The organism is Janibacter alkaliphilus, from assembly GCF_013408565.1.
In the GTDB taxonomy this organism is placed as follows: Bacteria; Actinomycetota; Actinomycetes; order Actinomycetales; family Dermatophilaceae; genus Janibacter; species Janibacter alkaliphilus.
Genome location: NZ_JACBZX010000001.1, coordinates 3,043,329 through 3,061,709, shown reverse-complemented (window position 1 = coordinate 3,061,709; position 18,381 = coordinate 3,043,329). Strand labels below are relative to the sequence as shown.

Annotated in this window: 17 protein-coding genes; 11 read left to right on the top strand and 6 right to left on the bottom strand. The window is 72.7% G+C overall.

Annotation, left to right across the window (positions count from 1 at the left end; all coding sequences use genetic code 11):
• The first annotated feature begins 118 nt into the window (after positions 1–118).
• From BJY28_RS14510 to leuA, 4 genes are all read left to right on the top strand, one after another.
• Positions 119–1,843: a BCCT family transporter gene (locus BJY28_RS14510; protein WP_343037139.1), complete on the top strand. Its 1,725-nt coding sequence runs from the start codon at positions 119–121 to the stop codon at positions 1,841–1,843.
• An 83-nt stretch (positions 1,844–1,926) separates the two neighbouring features.
• The gene (locus tag BJY28_RS14505; RefSeq protein ID WP_179463623.1) at positions 1,927–2,964 is read left to right on the top strand and encodes an aspartate-semialdehyde dehydrogenase; all 1,038 of its coding nucleotides are present in this window, start codon (positions 1,927–1,929) and stop codon (positions 2,962–2,964) included.
• 237 nt (positions 2,965–3,201) lie between these two features.
• On the top strand, positions 3,202–4,602 hold the full coding sequence (locus BJY28_RS14500; RefSeq protein WP_179463622.1) for an HNH endonuclease signature motif containing protein: 1,401 nt from the start codon (positions 3,202–3,204) through the stop codon (positions 4,600–4,602).
• Positions 4,603–4,809: 207 nt separating this feature from the next.
• Positions 4,810–6,570: a 2-isopropylmalate synthase gene (gene leuA / locus BJY28_RS14495; RefSeq protein WP_179463621.1), complete on the top strand. Its 1,761-nt coding sequence runs from the start codon at positions 4,810–4,812 to the stop codon at positions 6,568–6,570.
• Positions 6,571–6,656: 86 nt separating this feature from the next.
• Here leuA and BJY28_RS14490 read toward each other — a convergent pair whose 3' ends face one another.
• The gene (locus BJY28_RS14490) at positions 6,657–7,277 is read right to left on the bottom strand and encodes an alpha-ketoglutarate-dependent dioxygenase AlkB (protein ID WP_179463620.1); all 621 of its coding nucleotides are present in this window, start codon (positions 7,275–7,277) and stop codon (positions 6,657–6,659) included.
• A gap of 102 nt (positions 7,278–7,379) precedes the next feature.
• On the opposite strand from BJY28_RS14490, the gene recO reads away from it, so the two are divergent.
• On the top strand, positions 7,380–8,231 hold the full coding sequence (gene recO / locus BJY28_RS14485; protein WP_179463619.1) for a DNA repair protein RecO: 852 nt from the start codon (positions 7,380–7,382) through the stop codon (positions 8,229–8,231).
• Positions 8,228–9,004, top strand: a complete 777-nt coding sequence (locus BJY28_RS14480) for an isoprenyl transferase (RefSeq protein WP_179463618.1) — start codon at positions 8,228–8,230, stop codon at positions 9,002–9,004. Before recO ends, BJY28_RS14480 begins: the two co-directional genes overlap by 4 nt.
• A 5-nt stretch (positions 9,005–9,009) precedes the next feature.
• On the opposite strand, the gene BJY28_RS14475 is transcribed toward BJY28_RS14480, so the two are convergent.
• From BJY28_RS14475 to BJY28_RS14455, 5 genes are all read right to left on the bottom strand, one after another.
• Positions 9,010–9,405 carry a transcriptional repressor gene (locus tag BJY28_RS14475; RefSeq protein WP_179463617.1) on the bottom strand — a complete coding sequence of 132 codons (396 nt, stop codon included), beginning with the start codon at positions 9,403–9,405 and terminating at the stop codon, positions 9,010–9,012.
• Positions 9,398–10,465, bottom strand: a complete 1,068-nt coding sequence (locus tag BJY28_RS14470) for a metal ABC transporter permease (RefSeq protein ID WP_179463616.1) — start codon at positions 10,463–10,465, stop codon at positions 9,398–9,400. The genes BJY28_RS14475 and BJY28_RS14470 overlap by 8 nt, the downstream gene beginning before the upstream one ends.
• Positions 10,462–11,346: a metal ABC transporter ATP-binding protein gene (locus BJY28_RS14465; RefSeq protein ID WP_343037138.1), complete on the bottom strand. Its 885-nt coding sequence runs from the start codon at positions 11,344–11,346 to the stop codon at positions 10,462–10,464. The genes BJY28_RS14470 and BJY28_RS14465 overlap by 4 nt, the downstream gene beginning before the upstream one ends.
• Positions 11,343–12,317 (bottom strand): metal ABC transporter substrate-binding protein, encoded by a 975-nt coding sequence (locus BJY28_RS14460; protein ID WP_179463615.1) that lies wholly within the window; start codon positions 12,315–12,317, stop codon positions 11,343–11,345. Before BJY28_RS14460 ends, BJY28_RS14465 begins: the two co-directional genes overlap by 4 nt.
• A gap of 226 nt (positions 12,318–12,543) precedes the next feature.
• Positions 12,544–12,846, bottom strand: coding sequence for a hypothetical protein (locus tag BJY28_RS14455; protein ID WP_179463614.1), 303 nt, complete (start codon positions 12,844–12,846; stop codon positions 12,544–12,546).
• Positions 12,847–12,913: 67 nt separating this feature from the next.
• Here BJY28_RS14455 and BJY28_RS14450 point away from each other — a divergent pair, with 67 nt between their 5' ends.
• The 5 genes from BJY28_RS14450 (at position 12,914) to BJY28_RS14430 (ending at position 18,335) form a co-directional block, all read left to right on the top strand.
• Complete coding sequence (locus tag BJY28_RS14450; RefSeq protein WP_179463613.1) at positions 12,914–14,320, top strand: glycine--tRNA ligase; 1,407 nt, start codon at positions 12,914–12,916, stop codon at positions 14,318–14,320.
• A 16-nt stretch (positions 14,321–14,336) separates the two neighbouring features.
• Positions 14,337–15,062: an alpha/beta fold hydrolase gene (locus BJY28_RS14445; protein ID WP_179463612.1), complete on the top strand. Its 726-nt coding sequence runs from the start codon at positions 14,337–14,339 to the stop codon at positions 15,060–15,062.
• Positions 15,063–15,187: 125 nt separating this feature from the next.
• Positions 15,188–16,411 (top strand): tRNA dihydrouridine synthase DusB, encoded by a 1,224-nt coding sequence (gene dusB / locus BJY28_RS14440; protein WP_179463611.1) that lies wholly within the window; start codon positions 15,188–15,190, stop codon positions 16,409–16,411.
• Between the two features lies 1 nt (position 16,412).
• Complete coding sequence (locus tag BJY28_RS16690) at positions 16,413–17,081, top strand: YdeI/OmpD-associated family protein (RefSeq protein WP_179463610.1); 669 nt, start codon at positions 16,413–16,415, stop codon at positions 17,079–17,081.
• A gap of 24 nt (positions 17,082–17,105) precedes the next feature.
• Positions 17,106–18,335: a deoxyguanosinetriphosphate triphosphohydrolase gene (locus BJY28_RS14430; RefSeq protein WP_179463609.1), complete on the top strand. Its 1,230-nt coding sequence runs from the start codon at positions 17,106–17,108 to the stop codon at positions 18,333–18,335.
• The last annotated feature ends 46 nt before the right edge of the window (positions 18,336–18,381 follow it).

Sequence of the window (18,381 nt, the reverse complement as noted above, 5' to 3'; positions counted from 1 at the left end):
ACCTGTTCAAGCGACAATCTTCGCGCCGTCCGCCAGGGCTGCGCCACCGCAGCACGCACTGCACGACGCAACGAGAGCAAAGGAGGGCCGGCCGTGGCGACGGTCGGCGTGTGACACCGTGACTCAGCAGAAGAACCCAGATCCCGAGGTCGGGGACATCCCCCCGGCTGCCACCGAGAACGAACCTCCTCCGCTGCCGGCCAGCGCCCTGACCGACAAGGCCATCGCGGCCCCTCGGGTCTTCTGGCCCTCGGCCGCGCTGCTCGTCATCTTCGTCGCCGTGGCGCTCATCTGGCCCGAGCAGATGGACGAGTACCTCGGCAACGTCATGGACACCGTCGTCGGTGACCTCGGCTGGTTCTTCGTCATCACCGTCACGGGGATGGTCTTCTTCTCGATCTGGCTGATGTTCTCCCGCGTCGGCGACATCGTCCTCGGCGCGCCGGACGAGGACCCGGAGTTCTCGCTGCCGTCGTGGTTCTCGATGCTCTTCGCCGCCGGCATGGGCATCGGCCTCGTCTTCTGGGGCGTCGCCGAGCCGCTGAACCACTTCGCCGCGCCGCCGCCCGGCACCGGCGAGGCAACCGCGGACCGCGCCCGCGCCGCGATGGACACCACCTTCCTGCACTGGGGTCTGCACGCCTGGGCGATCTACGTCGTCGTCGGCCTGTCCGTGGCCTACGCGGTGCACCGCAAGAACCGCCCGATCTCGATCCGCTGGGCCCTGGAGCCGATCTTCGGCGACCGGGTCAAGGGCTGGATCGGTGACGTCGTCGACGTGCTCGCCATCGTCGGCACGATCTTCGGCGTGGCCACCTCGCTCGGCCTGGGCGTCTCCCAGGTCGGGGCCGGCCTCGGGCACCTCGGCGTCGCCGATGTCGACCCCGAGAGCGGCAGCGTCTCGACCACGCTGCTGGTCGTCCTCATCATCGTCATCACCGCCTGCGCCACGCTGTCCGTGGTCACCGGCGTGGAGAAGGGCATCCGCTTCCTCTCCAACGCGAACATGAGCCTGGCCGCGCTGATGCTGCTCTTCGTCCTGCTCGCCGGGCCGACGTTCTTCCTGCTGAGCGACTTCGTCCAGCAGATCGGCTCGTACCTGCAGAACTTCCTCAGCCTGAGCTTCCGCACGTTCGCCTTCAACGGTGACGAGGGCGAGGCCTTCCTGTCCGGCTGGACGACCTTCTACTGGGGCTGGTGGATCAGCTGGTCGCCCTTCGTCGGCGTCTTCATCGCCCGTATCTCCCGCGGTCGCACCGTCCGTGAGTTCGTCACCGGCGTGCTGCTCGTGCCGACCCTGGTGGGCCTGCTGTGGTTCTCCGTCTTCGGCGGCTCGGGCATCTACCGCGAGATGTTCGGCGAGGGTGGCCTGATCGACGGCGAGGGCGCGGTCTCGACCGACCTGGCGCTCTTCCAGATGCTCGACGGCCTGCCGGCCTCCGAGATCATGAGCGTCGTGGCGATCATCCTGGTCATCGTCTTCTTCGTGACCAGCTCGGACTCCGGTTCCTTCGTGGTCGACATGATCGCCTCTGGCGGTGACCCGAACCCGCCGATCTGGAGCCGCGTCATGTGGGCCAGCCTGGAGGGTGGCATCGCGGCCGCGCTGATCATCGTCGGTGGAGCCTCCGGATCCGGACTGTCTGCGCTGCAGACGATGTCGATCCTCGTGGCGGTGCCCTTCGTCTTCGTCATGATCCTCATGGCGGTCTCGACGGGCAAGCAGCTGCTCGCCGAGCACGAGCTGCTCGTGCACGGCCGGCAGCGGCGCTTCCGCAAGTCGATCGTCGACGAGGTCAAGGAGGAGCTCAGCGACGTGCGGCACCCGCAGAAGCGTCGCTGACGCCCAGCGGTCGCCCGGACGGCCCGTCCCACCACCTGAGGCGTGGTGCGGCGGGCCGTCCGTCGTCTCGTAGGCTGGGGGACATGCACATCGGAGTTTTCGGCGCCACCGGTCAGGTGGGCCAGGTGATGCGGGACCTGCTCCTCGAGCGGGACTTCCCGGTGACCTCGGTCCGCTACTTCGCCTCCGCCCGCTCGGCGGGGACCACCCTGCCGTGGGGGGAGCAGCAGATCACCGTCGAGGACACCGCGACCGCGGACTTCTCCGGCCTGGACATCGCGCTCTTCTCCAACGGCGGGTCGACGTCGAAGGAGTGGGCCCCGAAGGTGGCCGCCGCCGGGGCGACCGTCATCGACAACTCCAGCGCCTGGCGCAAGGACCCCGAGGTGCCGCTGGTCGTCTCCGAGGTCAACCCGGACGACCTGGACGACATCCCGAAGGGGATCGTCGCCAACCCGAACTGCACCACCATGGCCGCGATGCCGGTGCTGGGCCCGCTGCATGCCGAGGCCGGGCTGGCCCGGCTCACCGTGGCCAGCTACCAGGCCGTCTCCGGTTCCGGCGGAGCCGGGCTGACCGAGCTGGACAGCCAGCTGCGGGCCGGCTACGCCAGCGGCGACCCCAAGGAGCTCGCCCGGGACGGGTCGGCGCTGACCCTGCCGCCGCCGGAGAAGTACGTCGTCCCGGTGGCCTTCAACGTCGTGCCGCTGGCCGGCTCGATCGTCGACGACGGCTCGCGGGAGACCGACGAGGAGCAGAAGCTGCGCAACGAGTCGCGCAAGATCCTGCACATCCCGGAGCTCCCGGTGTCCGGGACCTGCGTGCGGGTGCCGGTCTTCTCCGGGCACGCGCTGGCGGTGCATGCCGAGTTCGACCGCCCGATCAGCCCGGAGCAGGCCACGAAGCTGCTGGCCGACGCGCCGGGCGTCGTCGTCACCGACCACCCCAACCCGCTGGAGGCCACCGGCCGCGACGAGGTCTTCGTCGGCCGGGTCCGCGCGGACCAGTCGGTGCCGGACGGCCGCGGCCTGGTGCTCTTCGTCGTCGGCGACAACCTGCGCAAGGGCGCGGCGCTGAACGCGGTGCAGATCGCCGAAGAGCTGCTCCGCCGCCGCTCCTGACCCATCCCGCCCCGCCCCATCCGCCTCACCTGCATTCACACCCGCCTCACCTGCCTCCCCTTTATCGGGTTACCCGATAAAGGCTTGGATGCACGGGAAGGCTTCTCGGGTGAGCGAGCGCTTCTCTGACACGGCGTCGGGGTCGGCGACCTGGGGTGCGCTGACGCCCCCGAAGCGCGGCTGAGCCCGCGCGTCGCGGCCCGTTGGGCTGTCGGTGGTCGAACGTACGATCGATGCATGACGACGACGACCGATCGGCTGGCTACCGAAGGGGTGGGCCCCCGGGCAGCCGCGGGCTCGGGCTCCGGAGCGGGCTCGGGCACGGGGGTGCTCGCCGCCGTGAGCGCTGCGGTCGAGTCCCTGGCCGCCGGTGATGCCTCGCGGTGCTGGCAGCTCTTCGACGGGGACGTGACCGGGGCGTTGGGTCTGGTCGGTACCGCCCGGCAGCTGCTCGAGGCGGTCGAGGTGGCGCTGGTGCGCGAAGGGGTGACCCGTGGCCTCCCCGACGAGGCCGGTCGCAGCCCGCACGACTGGGTGACGCTGTCCGAGGGCGTCCGCGCCCCGCAGCCCGACCCCAGGGAGGTGGCCCGGGTCCTGCGGGTCGCCGGGGCGGGACGGCGAGGCGTGCGCCCGGCGGTGGAGTCCGTGGTCGAGGCGTTCGCCGCTGGAGACTTCTCCCTGGCGAGCGCCGACCAGCTGGTCCGGTTCGAGGGCGAGGTGGCGCCGGTGGCCGACCCGGAGATGCTCGACGCCGATCTGCGGATCCTGCTGGAGGCGGCGCGGGACGACCGGCCCGGGCACGACGGCGGCGAGCGGCGAGCCGGGCTCACGGGTCGGCAGCTGCGGGCGGCGATCGTCCGGACCGGCCGGATGCTGCGTCCCGAGCGCGACCTGGAGTCCGAGGAGCGTCAGGCGAGAGCGGCGCGAGGGCTCTACAAGAGCAGCGGGCCAGCCGGGCTGAGCACCTACCGGCTCGTGCTCGACCCCGAGGGCGCCGCGATCGTCGATGCCGCCGTCGCGGCCCTGTCCGCGCCGGTCCCGGACGCGGACGGCGCGCCGGACGAGCGCACCGCGGCTCACCGGCGGGCGGACGCGCTGCTGGACGTGGTGGGCCGAGGCGTCAGTGCATCGACCAGCGAGCCGGGAGGCCCGCGAACCCAGCTCATGGTGACGCTCCCGTGGAGCACGCTGCGCGAGGAGATCGACCAGGCCGGTGCGGCCGGAGGTTTCGGCGGCGGTGGGTCGACCCGCTGCCCCACCCAGCAGGGGTGCGGTGCCGGAACGACCGCCACGGGAGACGTGCTCTCGCCGGGGGTGGTACGACGGCTGGCCTGCGACGCCGACGTCGTGCCGGTGGTGCTCGGCGGCCCCGGCGAGGTGCTCGAGCTCGGGAGGGCCAGACGGCTCTTCTCGGTCGGGCAACGACGGGCGATCTGGCTTCGCGACCAGGGCTGCACCTACCCGGGGTGCACGATCCCGGCGCAGTGGTGCGACGCCCACCACGTCCGATGGTGGTCCAGGGGAGGGGCCACCGACGTCGCCAACGCCGCGCTCCTGTGCCAGCGACATCACACCCGGGTCCATCAGCGCGACCTCACCGCCACCGTCACCTCGACCGGCGTGACCTGGCACGTGTAGCGCGCCCGCCACCCGCCCACGCGCGCCAGGCCCACGCCCGTCACGCGCCATGCCCTCGCCACCACGCCACGGGTACGCGCTAGGGTGGTGACCGTGCACACGGAGATGCTGCTCCTTCGCTGCCGCGGCGAGGCCTGATCTGGCCCACCTCGTCGCGGAGATCGTGCTGTCCGGCCGGACACCCCCAGCGACGAGGAGAGAATCCGCATGATGCACCCCCAGCAGGCCAGCGCGATGCCGGTCGGCAAGTACGTCCCCTTCCAGGACCAGATCAGCGTCGAGCTGCCGGACCGCACCTGGCCCGACCAGGTCATGACCGCCGCGCCGCGCTGGTGCGCCGTCGACCTGCGTGACGGCAACCAGGCGCTCATCGACCCGATGGACGCCGAGCGCAAGCTGACGATGTTCCAGCTGCTCGTCCGGATGGGCTTCAAGGAGATCGAGGTCGGCTTCCCGAGCGCCAGCCAGACCGACTTCGACTTCTGCCGCCAGCTCATCGACGGCGGGCACATCCCCGACGACGTCACCATCCAGGTGCTCACCCAGTCCCGCGACCACCTGGTCGAGCGCACCTTCGACGCCATCCGGGGCGCCAAGCAGGCGATCATCCACTTCTACAACTCCACCTCGGTGCTGCAGCGGCGGGTCGTCTTCGGCTCCGACCAGGACGGCATCGTCGACATCGCGCTGCAGGCCGCTCGGCTGTGCCGCAAGCTCGAGGAGACCGTCCCCGAGACCGACGTCTACTACGAGTACAGCCCCGAGTCCTACACCGGGACCGAGCTCGACTTCGCCGTCCGGATCTGCAACGAGGTCATCGACGTCATCGACCCGACGCCGGACCACAAGATGATCATCAACCTGCCGGCGACGGTGGAGATGGCCACCCCCAACGTCTACGCCGACTCCATCGAGTGGATGACCCGTCATCTCGACCGGCGCGAGTCGATCGTCGTCTCGCTGCACCCGCACAACGACCGCGGCGAAGGGGTGGCCGCCGCCGAGCTCGGGTACCTGGCCGGTGCCGACCGGATCGAGGGGTGCCTCTTCGGCAACGGGGAGCGCACCGGCAACGTCGACCTGGTCACCCTCGGCATGAACCTCTTCAGCCAGGGCATCGACCCGCAGATGGACCTCACCGACATGGACGAGATCCGGCGCACCGTGGAGCACTGCAACCAGCTGCCGGTGCACCCCCGCCACCCGTGGGGCGGCGACCTCGTCTACACCGCCTTCTCCGGCTCCCACCAGGACGCCATCAAGAAGGGCTTCGAGGACATGGAGCGCCGCGCCAAGGCGGCCGGCACCAGCATCGACGACATCGACTGGGGGGTGCCCTACCTGCCCATCGACCCGCACGACATCGGCCGCAGCTACGAGGCCGTGGTCCGGGTCAACAGCCAGTCCGGCAAGGGCGGCGTCAGCTACCTGCTCAAGAGCGAGATCGGGCTCGACCTGCCGCGTCGGCTGCAGGTCGAGTTCTCCCAGGTGGTCCAGCGCAAGACCGACACCGACGGTGGCGAGGTCAGCGCGAGCGAGCTGTGGCGGGTCTTCAGCGACGAGTACCTGCACGGCGAGGGCCCGGCCGAGCCGTGGGGCCGGATCACCCCGGTGCGCTCGACCCTGATCGGCACCGAGAACGGCGGCCAGGACGAGATCGAGGCCGTGGTGCGTGACGGCGGCCAGGAGATCACCCTCCGCGGCCGCGGCAACGGTCCGATCGACGCCTTCACCGCGGCCCTGGCCGACATCGGCATCGACGTGCGGGTGCTCGACTACGCCGAGCATGCCCTGTCCGCCGGTGGCGACGCCCGCGCCGCCGCCTACGTGGAGTGCGCCATCGGCGACCGGGTGCTGTGGGGCGTGGGGCTGCACGAGTCCATCGTCAAGGCCTCGATGCGGGCGATCCTCTCCGCGGTCAACCGCGCCGAGCGCGACGCGGCCCTCGAGGAGACCAGCGCCGGCTGAGCGTCGGCCCACGAACGCTGACGGCGGCGGCGATATCGCTCGCCGCAGACGGTGCGGCTGAGCGCCACCCGTGCGGCGGGTGGCGCTCAGCGCACGCCGCGCACCCGCAGCTGTACGGAGATCCGCGGTCCGCTCACCCCGCTCGCCTTCGGGACCGCGTGGTCCCAGGTGCGCTGGCACGAGCCGCCCATGACGACCAGGTCGCCGTGGCCGAGGGTGAAGCGGCGGGCGCTGCCGCCGTCGCGGGGTCGCAAGGCGAGCACCCGCTCGGCGCCCAGCGAGATGATCGCGATCATCGTGTCCTGCTCCCGGCTGCGCCCGATCCGGTCGCCGTGCCAGGCCACCGAGTCGCGGCCGTCGCGGTAGAGGCAGAGCCCTGCGGTGGCGAAGGGCTCCCCGAGCTCGTCGGCGTAGTGCGCGCTGAGCGCGTCGCGGGCCGAGGTGATCACCGGGTGGGGTAGCGGCTCGTGCTCGGCGTAGAAGCGGGTGAGCCGGGGCACGTCGACCACCCGGTCGTACATCTGCCGTCGCTCGGCCTGCCACGGCACGTCCCGCTGCAGCCGGTCGAAGACCTCGTCGCCACCGGAGAGCCAGCCCGGCTGCAGGTCCACCCAGGCCCCGCGGGTGAGCGGGTGCCGAGTCGGTGCCAGCGGCGTCAGCGTCGGCGCTGGCGCGTCGTCGAAGAGCGAGGTCTGCAGCGCGGCCATGCACGACACGGTAGCAGCAGATCGAACACATGTTCTAGAGATGTCGGTGCCTCGCCGCGTGGCGGATGTCGACCAGCACCGGGCTCGTAGGACAATGGCAGGGTGCCCCTCTACCGCGACGTCGGCATCGTGCTGCGCACCCACAAGCTGGGTGAGGCCGACCGGATCATCACCGTGCTCACCCGTGAGCGCGGCAAGATCCGCACCGTGGCGAAGGGGGTGCGCCGCACCACCTCCCGCTTCGGCGCCCGCCTGGAGCCGGGCATGCACGTCGACCTGCAGTGCTACGAGGGGCGCAACCTCGACACCGTCACCCAGGCGGTCGGGCTGGACGCCTGGGGCGACGTCGCCGCCCGCGACTACACCCGGTGGACCGCCGCCGCCGCCATCCTCGAGACGGCCGACCGGCTCACCGAGGAGCACGAGCCGGCCCGCCAGCACTACCTGCTGCTGGCCGGCGCGCTGCGCTCGCTGGCCGGCGACGCGCACGACGGCGGCCTCATCCTCGACGCCTACCTGCTGCGGGCGCTGGCCGTGGCCGGCTGGGCGCCGAGCTTCCACGACTGCGCCCGGTGCGGCGACCCGGGGCCGCACCGCGCCTTCCACGTGGCGTCCGGCGGAGCGCTCTGCCCCTCCTGCCGGATCCCCGGATCGGCGGCCCCGGCGCCGGCCACGATGTCCCTGCTCGCGGCGCTGCTCGCCGGGGACTGGGCCGTCGCCGACGCCTCCGATCCCCGTCACCGGCGCGAGGGCAGCGGCCTGGTGGCGGCCTTCCTGCAGTGGCACCTGGAGCGCGGCGTCCTCTCGCTGCGGCACGTGGACCGCTCCGTGCAGCCGCGGCCGACCAGCCCCGGCCCGGCACCGCTCGACCCGCTCGACCCGCAGGCGCGCGTGCCCAGTACCGAGCAGGGATCTGCACCGGCCACCCCGACCACGCTGCGAGGCATCGGATGACCTACGAGACCCCCTTCGCCCACCCCACCGGCGCCACTCCGCCGCCGGTGCCCGCCGAGCTCGTGCCCGGCCACGTCGCCATCGTCATGGATGGCAACGGTCGGTGGGCCAACCAGCGCGGGCTGCCCCGCACCAAGGGGCACGAGGCCGGTGAGGGGGCGCTGCTCGACGTCGTCGCCGGGGCGATCGAGATCGGGGTGCCGCACCTGTCGACCTACGCCTTCTCCACGGAGAACTGGCGGCGCTCGCCGGAGGAGGTGCGCTTCCTCATGGGCTTCAACCGCGACGTCATCCGGCGCCGGCGTGACCAGCTGCACGCCTGGGGGGTGCGGATGCGCTGGGTCGGGCGCCGCCCCCGGCTGTGGAGCTCGGTCATCAAGGAGCTCGAGACGGCCCAGGAGATGACCCGGGACAACGACGCCCTCACCCTCTACTTCTGCGTGAACTACGGCGGGCGCTCCGAGCTGGTCGACGCCACCCGGGCCATCGCCGAGGACGTGCGCCGCGGCCGGCTCAAGGGCAGCGGCATCGACGAGCGGACGATCGCCCGCTACCTCACCGAGCCGGGCATGCCCGACGTCGACCTCTTCCTGCGCTCCAGCGGCGAGCAGCGCACGAGCAACTTCCTGCTCTGGCAGAGCGCCTACGCCGAGATGGTCTTCCAGGACACGCTGTGGCCGGACTACGACCGGCGGCACCTGTGGGAGGCCATCGAGACCTACGCTCGTCGCGACCGGCGGTACGGGGGAGCGGTGGACACCCCGACCTCCTGACGGGCTCAGCCGGCGCAGTCGGCGCAGCGCCCGAAGATCTCCAGGGTGTGCTCCACCTCGACGAAGCCGTGCTCGGCGCTCACCCGCTGCGCCCAGCGCTCGACCGTGGGGCCCTGCACCTCGACCGCGCGGCCGCACTCCCGGCACACCAGGTGATGGTGGTGCTGGGTGCTCTCGCAGCGGCGATAGGCGCTCTCGCCGTCGTCGGTGCGCACCACGTCCAGGTCGCCGTCGGTGGCCAGCGACTGCAGGGTCCGGTAGACCGTCGCCAGCCCGATCTTGTCGCCACCGGCGACGAGCGCGGCGTGGATCTCCTGCGCCGAGCGGAACTCCTCGCTGCCGGCCATCTCCCGGGCGATGGCGCTCTGCTGGCGGGTCGGTCGGCGGGTGCTCTCAGCCACGGCTCTCCTCCCGATCCTCGGCACGTCCGTCGCGGCGGTCGTCGGGGAGCTCGTCGGTGTGCTCCGCGGCGCGGTCGAGCGTGCGCGCGTCCGGATCGTCTGTGTGCTCGTCCCAGTGGTCCCCGTGCGCGGCGTGCCGGTGCCCGTCGTGGAGGTAGTCGACGTGGTCGCCGTGCAGCACCGCCTGGTGGCCGCAGTCCTCCCAGTGGACGTGCTCGTGCGCCTCGGCCGGGGCGTGCCGGCCACGGCGCAGCACGCCCGCGCCCCAGCGCAGCAGGGACGCCAGGACGAAGACGGCGATGGTCAGCAGCACGATGGTTCCGCCCGACGGGGTGTCGGCGAAGAACGAGAGGATGACACCGCCGAGGCTGCAGGCCACCCCGACGAGCGTGGCCCACGCCAGGCTGGAGCGGAACGAGCGGCCGAGGATCTGGCCGGTGGCGTTCGGCAGGATCATCAGCGCGCTGATCAGCAGCAGACCGATGACCCGCATGGAGACGACCACGGTCACCGCGGTCATGATCGCCAGCAGGACGTTCGTCGCGAGCACGGGCAGGCCCACCGCCCGCGCGTACTCCTCGTCCTGGGCCACCGCGAAGAGCCGCCCTCGCAGCAGCACCACGGCGAGGACGACGAGACCGGCGAGCACCGCGAAGGCGACGAGGTCGCTCCCGGTGACCGTCGTGATGGCCCCGAAGAGGAAGCCGGTGAGGTTGGTCGAGGAGCCCTCCGGCGCCCAGGAGAGCAGCACGACGCCCCCGGCGATGCCGCCGTAGAACATCACCGCCAGCGCCAGGTCGCCGCTGGTCCGGCCCAGGTGGCGCAGCAGCTCGATGGCCAGCGCGGCGAGCACCGCCGCCACCAGCGCGGTCCAGACGGGGGCGGTGCCGGTGAGCACCCCGACCCCGACCCCGGCGAGGGCGACGTGGCCGATGCCGTCGCCGATGAGGGACATCCGCCGCTGCACCAGGAAGACCCCGACCAGCGGGGCGGCGATGCCGACGAGGAGCGCCGCCAGCAGGGCGTTGCGCATGAAGTCCAGGCTGAGCAGCGCGGTCACGGGCGGACCTCCGGGAGCATGGTCACCGGGGTGCTGGCCCGCTCGTGACTTTCCGGTGGCTCGTCGTGGTGGTGGTCGCCCCCACGCTCCTGCGCCGGCAGGTCGTCCGGCGGACCGTCGTAGACCACCCGGCCGCCGCGGACCACGACCGCCCGGGTCACCAGTCCGGCCAGCGGCGCCAGCTCGTGGGTGACGATGAGCAGCGTGGCGCCCTGCTCCGCCAGACGGCCGAGGACCGCGGCGAGGATCTGCTGGTTCCCGGTGTCCACCCCCGCGGTGGGTTCGTCGAGGACGAAGAGGTCGGGCTGCGCGGCCAGGGCGCGGGCGATGAGCACGCGGCGCTGCTGACCCCCCGAGAGGGTCGCCACGTCGTCGCGGGCGTGCTCGGCGAGGCCGACGGTGGCCAGCGCGCCGTCGATGATGTCGCGGTTCTCGCGCTGCAGCGCCCGCCACGGGGCCCACCACGGGATGTGCGGGACCCGGCCGATCCCCACGATCTCGGCCGCGGTGGCGGTGACCGAGGCGGTGAGGGTGTGCCGCTGCGGGACGTAGCCGATGCGCGTGCGGTCCGCGAGCTCGGCCGCCGGGGTGCCGAAGAGACGCATCTGACCAGAGGTGTGCTCGGCGAGCCCGAGCAGCCCCTTGACCAGGGTGGACTTGCCGGCGCCGTTCGGGCCGAGCACGGCCACGACCTCTCCGGGGGCCACGTCCAGGGTGACCTCGGAGACGACCGTGCGGTCGCCGTACCCGAAGGCGGCGTGGCGCAGGCTGAGCACCGGCGCGGCGCCCCCTTCGGAGATCCCGCCCCGACGGGTCGCGGCGCCCGGCCCACCGTCCCGGCGGTCGGTGCCCGCGCCGTCGCCGGACCGTCCAGAGGTCACGCGCACTCCTGCCCTTCCTGGAGGGTCGCCAGGTTCGCCCGCATGATACCGAGGTAGTCCTCGGCGGCCGAGCTGTCGGTCAGGCCCTCGATCGGGTCGAGGACGGCGACCTCGACCCCCGCCTCGGCGGCGATGGTGTCGGCCACGTCGGTCGGGACGAGCGTCTCTGCGTAGATGGTGCTCACGTCGTGCTCGCGCACGTGCTCGACGAGCTCGGCCATCTCCTGGGCGCTCGGCTCGGACTCGGGGGTCAGGCCGGTGAGCCCCTCCTGCTCGAAGCCGTAGGCGTCGGCGAGGTAGGCGAAGGCAGTGTGCCCGGTGACGAGCTCGTCGTGCGCGCAGCCGGTGAGGCCCTCCCGCATCTCGGTGTCGAGGTCCTCCAGGCTCGCGCGGAAGTCGGCTGCGCCGGACCGGTACTCCTCGGCGTGCTCGGGGTCGATCTCCGCCAGGTGCTCGCCGAGGGCGTCGACCACGCCGGCGTAGTGCTGCGGGTCGAGCCAGAAGTGCGGGTCCTGGCTGCCGTGGTCGTGGCCCTCCTCGGCGTGCTCACCCTCCGCGTGCTCGGCGTGCTCCTCCTCGCTCTCGCCCTCGTGGTCATGCTCGGCGTCCGCGGCGATGTCCAGGTCGGCCGCCTCCCGCACGTCGTAGGCGTCGTCGGCCTCGGCGGCTGCGTCGTCGACGGCCGGCTGGAACTCGGAGAGGTAGACGACCGCGTCCGCCTCCTGGACGGTGAGGACGTCCTGCGGGGTGAGCTCGAGGTCGTGCGGCTCGGCTCCCGCCGCGGTGAGGTTGGTGACCTCGACGTGGTCGCCACCGATCTGCTCCAGCGCCTCCTGCAGCGGGTAGAGCGAGGTGACCAGCTGCAGCCGCTCGGTGCCGTCGCTCGCGGTGCCGGTGTCGTCCCCGCAGGCGGCGAGGGAGAGGGCGCAGGCTGGGGCGGCGAGGGCTGCGGCGAGGCGTCGAGCGTTCATGAGAACGAGTCTCGCTACGAATGAGAATCGTTGTCAACTTGGCGGAACCCTCTGTGCACCCCTCCGCAACTGCCCGGGCAGTTTCCCGCCCTCAGCTGCAACTGCCCGGGCAAATTCGCCGTCACCTGCAACTGCCCGGGCAGTTGCGTGCCTTCGAGCGCAGCTGCCCGGGCAATTTCGGACAGCGGGGGAAGGGGGCGGGGCTTCGGAGAGGTGCGTGCCGACGTCAGCGGGGGAGGGCGGTGACCAGGGTCAGCGCGAGCACGAGGAGCAGCACGGTGACCCGCATGAGCCGCTCCGCCGGGGTGACCCGGCGCCACACGACGAGCAGCAGCCAGAGCAGACCGAGGCCGGCCAGCCCGAGCAGCACCGCGCCCCACGGGCGGACCAGCACCCCGACGACGAGCATCGCGAGGACGGTCACCACCGGGACCGCCGGGGGCAGCGAGTCGATCCATCGCACCGCGGGTGCGCTCAGCCGCTCCACCGCGGACGGGGGGCGGGTCTCGGGCGCGCTCTCACGGGTCACCGGGACAGGGTAGGCGCCGCCGGACACCGGTTCGGCGCACCCCTGGGCGCCGGATAGCCTGGCCCGCATGGCCAAGCCCAGCTCCACCGTGGACACCGTCGTCAACCTCTGCAAGCGCCGAGGCTTCGTCTTCCCCAGCGGCGAGATCTACGGCGGGACCCGCTCCGCCTGGGACTACGGCCCGCTCGGCGTGGAGCTGAAGGAGAACATCAAGCGGCAGTGGTGGCGCTCCATGGTCACCCAGCGCGACGACGTCGTCGGCCTGGACTCCTCGATCATCCTGCCGCGCGAGACCTGGGTGGCCTCGGGTCACGTCGGGACCTTCACCGACCCGCTCATCGAGTGCCTGCAGTGCCACAAGCGGCACCGGCAGGACCACCTCCAGGAGGCCTTCGCGGACAAGGCGGCGAAGAAGGGGCAGGAGATCGACCCCGACGACGTGCCGATGGACGAGATCGTCTGCCCGGACTGCGGGACGAAGGGCCGCTGGACCGAGCCCCGCGACTTCCAGATGATGCTCAAGACCTACCTCGGCGTCATCGAGGACGAGTCCGGGCTGCACTACCTGCGGCCGGAGACCGCGCAGGGCATCTTCGTCAACTTCCTCAACGTCATGCAGACGGCGCGGAAGAAGCCCCCCTTCGGCATCGCCCAGACCGGCAAGTCCTTCCGCAACGAGATCACCCCGGGCAACTTCATCTTCCGCACCCGCGAGTTCGAGCAGATGGAGATGGAGTTCTTCGTCAAGCCGGGCGAGGACGCCGACTGGCACCAGTACTGGATCGACGAGCGCACCCGCTGGTACACCGACCTTGGCATCCGCCCGGAGAACCTGCGGCACCTCGAGCACCCGGCGGACAAGCTGAGCCACTACTCGACGCGCACGGTCGACATCGAGTACCGCTTCGGCTTCACCGGGAGCGAGTGGGGCGAGCTGGAGGGGATCGCCAACCGCACCGACTTCGACCTCGGCACGCACAGCCGCCACTCCGGCACCGACCTCGTCTACTTCGACCAGACGACGGGGGAGAAGTACACGCCGTACGTCATCGAGCCGGCGGCCGGGCTGTCCCGCTCGCTGATGACCTTCCTCGTCGACGCCTACGCCGAGGACGAGGCGCCCAACACGAAGGGGGGCGTGGACCGGCGCACCGTGCTGCGCCTCGACCACCGGCTCTCCCCGGTCAAGGCCGCGGTGCTGCCGCTCTCGCGCAACGCCGACCTCAGCCCCAAGGCCCGCGACCTCGCCGAGCGGCTGCGCCGGCACTGGAACGTCGACTTCGACGACGCCCAGGCGATCGGCAAGCGCTACCGCCGGCAGGACGAGATCGGCACCCCGTACTGCATCACCGTCGACTTCGACACCCTCGAGGACCAGGCGGTGACCATCCGCGAGCGCGACTCGATGGAGCAGCAGCGCATCGGCATCGACCAGGTCGAGTCCTGGCTGGCGCCGCGGCTGCTCGGCAGCTGACCGAGGCTCGTCGGTGATGACCGAGCTCGTGCTCGTCCACGGCAGCCGCCTCAACGCGGCCGCCTGGGACCCGCTGCGCGAGCACCTGCCGCAGCGGCTGCGGGTGCACGCCCCGGACCTGCCGGGCCACGGCACCCGCGTCGGCGAACCCTTCACCGTGGCCGCCGGGGTGGCGGCGATCGCCGAGGCGGTCGCCGGCTGCGCAGAGCCGCCGCTGGTCGTCGGGCACAGCCTCGGCGGGCTGCTGGCGATCGACTGGGCCGCCCAGGCCGGCGCCGAGGAGCTGCGCGGCCTGATGCTGCTGGGCGCCACCGCTGGTCAACGACCGGCGCTGGCGCTGCCCTACCAGCTGCTCGGCGGCGGGCTGCGGCGGGCGCTGTCCACCCCGGGGCTAGACCGGGTGGTCATCGCCGTCGATGCGGCGACCCTGCGGCGGCTGCTGCCCTCCGGCGCCGAGGTGGTGCGTCGCGGCACCGGGGTGGCGGCCATCCCGGACGCCTGGTCGCAGGCGGCGGCCGACGTCGACCCGGAGCGGCTGGCCCAGGTGCCGGTCCCGGTCCGCGCGGTCAACGGCCGGCTGGACCAGTTCCGCGCGGGGGAGAGCGGCTTCCGCGCGGTGCGTCCGGACGACGAGGTCCACCACGTCCCGGGGACACACCTGGCGCCGATGACCCATCCCGCCGAGGTGGCCGCCGAGATCGAGGCCTTCCTCGCCGAGCTGGACGGCGCCGCGCTGGCCTGAGCGCCACCGTCGCCGGTCCCGTGAGGCGGTGACCTGCGCGGACGTCGACCGGGCCGGGCGAGCCTGCTGCGCAGACGCAACCGGTGGTCGCGGGGGTGGACAGACGGTGGGATGATTGAGCGGTCATGAGCATCGCCACCCTGCCCGACGCCCCGTCGAGCACCCACCCGGTCCTGCCGCCGCTGCGTCTGGGACGACACACGATCGACTCCCCGGTCGTGCTGGCCCCGATGGCCGGGATCACCAACCGCGCCTTCCGTCGCCTGTGCCGCGAGTCCGGCTCCGCCGGTCTGGCCGCGGCCGGGATCAGCGGCGCCAGCAGCCTCTACGTCAACGAGATGGTCACCTCGCGTGCCCTCGTCGAGCGCAGCCCCGAGACGATGCGGCTGCTCGAGCACGGACCCGAGGAGCACCCGCGCAGCGTGCAGCTCTACTCGGTGGACCCGGCGACGACGGCGGCCGCGGTGCGCATCCTCGTCGACGAGGACCGCGCCGACCACATCGACCTCAACTTCGGTTGCCCGGTCCCCAAGGTGACCCGCAAGGGCGGTGGCGCGGCGCTGCCGTGGAAGCGGGATCTCTTCCGCGCCATCGTCTCCGCCGCCGTCACCGAGGGCGCGAAGGGGGACGTCCCGGTCACCGTGAAGATGCGCAAGGGCATCGACGACGAGCACCTCACCTACCTCGAGGCCGCCCAGGCCGCCGTCGACGAAGGGGTCGTCGCGGTCGCCCTGCACGGCCGCACCGCCTCGCAGGCCTACTCCGGCCAGGCCGACTGGGCAGCGATCCGGCTGCTCAAGCAGACCATCACCACCGTCCCGGTGCTCGGCAACGGGGACATCTGGTCGGCCGAGGACGCGCTCGCCATGGTCGAGCAGACCGGCTGCGACGGCGTGGTCGTCGGGCGCGGCTGCCTGGGCCGGCCGTGGCTCTTCGCCGACCTCGCGGCCGCCTTCGCCGGGCAGCAGGTGCGGGTGCGGCCCACCCTCGGCGAGGTCGCCGAGACCCTGCGTCGGCACGCCGAGTACCTCACCGACTTCTTCGGCGAGGAGCTGCGCGCCTGCCGCGAGATCCGCAAGCACATCGCCTGGTACCTCAAGGGCTTCCCGGCCGGCTCGCAGGTCCGCAACCGGCTGGCCCTGGTGGACTCCCTGGCCGCGCTCGACGACCTCATCGCCACCCTCGACCCGGACACCCCCTGGCCCGGTGACCCCGCCGAGGGGCCGCGAGGTCGGGCCGGTTCTCCTCGGACGGTCGCGCTGCCCGAGCGGTGGCTGCAGAGCCGCGACCTCGACGAGACCCAGCGGGCGGACGTCGCCCAGGCAGAGCTGTCGGTATCGGGCGGCTGAGATGAGCAGGGGCGGGGCGCGGCGGTCGGGGTCACCCGGCGGTTCCGAAGAGCGCCCGGCCGTCTTCTTCGCCGACGCCGACGAGTTCTGGACCTGGCTCGAGGAGCACCACGACAGCGCCGACGAGCTGTGGATGGAGCTGCGTCAGAAGCATGTCGCCGAGCGGGGGCTGACCTGGGCCGAGGCCGTGCCGGTGGCCCTGTGCTTCGGCTGGATCGACTCCCTCTCTCAGCCGGTGGACGAGGACCGGCGGCGGCAGCGCTGGACCCGGCGACGCCCGGGCAGCACGTGGAGCCAGGTCAACCTCGACCACGCCGAGCGGCTGCGCGAAGAGGGGCTGATGCACCCCGCGGGCGAGGCGGCCTTCGCCCGCCGCCGTGACGACCGGACCGGCACCTACAGCTACGAGCGGGTCACCGAGCTGGCGCCCGAGTACCTGGACCGGCTCGCGCGGGATCCGCGGGCGAGCGCCTTCTGGCGGGCGGCCACCCCCGGCTACCGCCGCTCCAGCGCGGCCTGGGTGATGCAGGCCAAGCGGGAGGTCACCCGCGAGCGGCGGATGACCGAGCTGCTGGCCGCCTGCCAGGAGGGGCGGATGGCGGGGGCGGGTCGTGAGGACGCAGCCCCTGCCTGGGTCTCCCGGGCACGGGCCGCGCAGGACGGGCTCTGAGCCCGGGCCGTAGTCTCGGGGACCGTGACCTACACCGAGGCCGACCGGGCGCGCTGGGCGGGAGAAGACCCGGTCCACAAGCGGGCGGACCGCGACGACTTCGCCCGTGACCGGGGCCGGCTGATCCACTCGGCGGCGCTGCGCCGCCTGGCCGCCAAGACCCAGGTGGTGCAGCCGGCCAGCGACGACTTCGTGCGCAACCGGCTCACCCACACCCTCGAGGTGGCCCAGATCGGGCGCGAGTTCGGTGGCGCGCTGGGCTGCGACGGCGACGTCGTCGAGGTCGCCTGCCTCGCGCACGACCTGGGCCATCCCCCCTTCGGGCACAACGGTGAGGCGGCGCTGGACCGGGCGGCGGCCGACATCGGCGGCTTCGAGGGGAACGCCCAGACCCTGCGGCTGCTGACCCGGCTGGAGCCCAAGCGGGTGCACCCCGACGGGCGCCCGGCCGGGCTGAACCTCACCCGGGCCAGCCTGGACGCGGCCACCAAGTACCCCTGGACGAAGGGGGAAGGCCCCCGTCCGGGCCCCAAGCACGGGGCCTACGGCGACGACCGTCCGGTCTTCGACTGGCTGCGCGAGGGCGCGCCGGCGGGGGTGCGCTGCCTCGAGGCCGAGGTCATGGACTGGTCCGACGACGTCGCCTACTCGGTGCACGACGTCGAGGACGCCATCGCCTCCGGTCACCTGGACCCGGCGCTGCTGCGCGACGACCGGCGGGCCGGCGAGGTGCTGCGGGTGGCCCGGCAGGAGTACGCGCCCGACCTGAGCGAGCCGGAGGTGGAGGCGGCGCTGGCCCGGCTGGCCGGGCAGCAGCTGGTGCCGCGCGAGTTCGACGCCACCCGGGCGTCGCTGGCCGGGCTGAAGGACATGACCTCCCGGCTCATCGGGCGCTTCGTGCACGCCGCCGAGGTTGCCACCCGGGAGCGGTACGGCTCCGGCCCGCTGACCCGCTACGCGGCCTCCCTCGTGGTGCCGCCGGAGAGCCGGGCCGAGGTGGCGGTGCTGAAGGGGGTCGCCGCCCACTTCGTCATGCAGGCCGAGGAGCGGGTCGAGGTCTACGTGCACCAGCGGGCCGTGATCGACGACCTGCTGGAGTGGTTCGGCGCGGACCCCGAGGCCCGGCTGGACCCGGCGCTGCGGGCCGACCTCGCTGCTGCGACGACCACCGCAGCCCGGCGCCGGGTGGTGGTCGACCAGGTCGCGTCGCTGACCGACGTGCGGGCGCTGGCGCTGCACGCGCGGGTGCGCTGAGGACGACTCGCCGCTCCGCCGTCTGCCGCGCCGCCTAGACTCGGCA

Excerpts from the sequence above, each read along its gene's own strand:
- BJY28_RS14500 (WP_179463622.1), top strand. The coding sequence starts at position 3,202 with ATGACGACGACGACCGATCGGCTGGCTACCGAAGGGGTGGGCCCCCGG.
- BJY28_RS16690 (WP_179463610.1), top strand. The coding sequence starts at position 16,413 with ATGAGCAGGGGCGGGGCGCGGCGGTCGGGGTCACCCGGCGGTTCCGAA.
- BJY28_RS14490 (WP_179463620.1), bottom strand. The coding sequence starts at position 7,277 with ATGGCCGCGCTGCAGACCTCGCTCTTCGACGACGCGCCAGCGCCGACG.
- BJY28_RS14445 (WP_179463612.1), top strand. The coding sequence starts at position 14,337 with ATGACCGAGCTCGTGCTCGTCCACGGCAGCCGCCTCAACGCGGCCGCC.
- BJY28_RS14505 (WP_179463623.1), top strand. The coding sequence starts at position 1,927 with ATGCACATCGGAGTTTTCGGCGCCACCGGTCAGGTGGGCCAGGTGATG.
- dusB (WP_179463611.1), top strand. The coding sequence starts at position 15,188 with ATGAGCATCGCCACCCTGCCCGACGCCCCGTCGAGCACCCACCCGGTC.
- BJY28_RS14460 (WP_179463615.1), bottom strand. The coding sequence starts at position 12,317 with ATGAACGCTCGACGCCTCGCCGCAGCCCTCGCCGCCCCAGCCTGCGCC.
- BJY28_RS14450 (WP_179463613.1), top strand. The coding sequence starts at position 12,914 with ATGGCCAAGCCCAGCTCCACCGTGGACACCGTCGTCAACCTCTGCAAG.
- leuA (WP_179463621.1), top strand. The coding sequence starts at position 4,810 with ATGATGCACCCCCAGCAGGCCAGCGCGATGCCGGTCGGCAAGTACGTC.
- BJY28_RS14480 (WP_179463618.1), top strand. The coding sequence starts at position 8,228 with ATGACCTACGAGACCCCCTTCGCCCACCCCACCGGCGCCACTCCGCCG.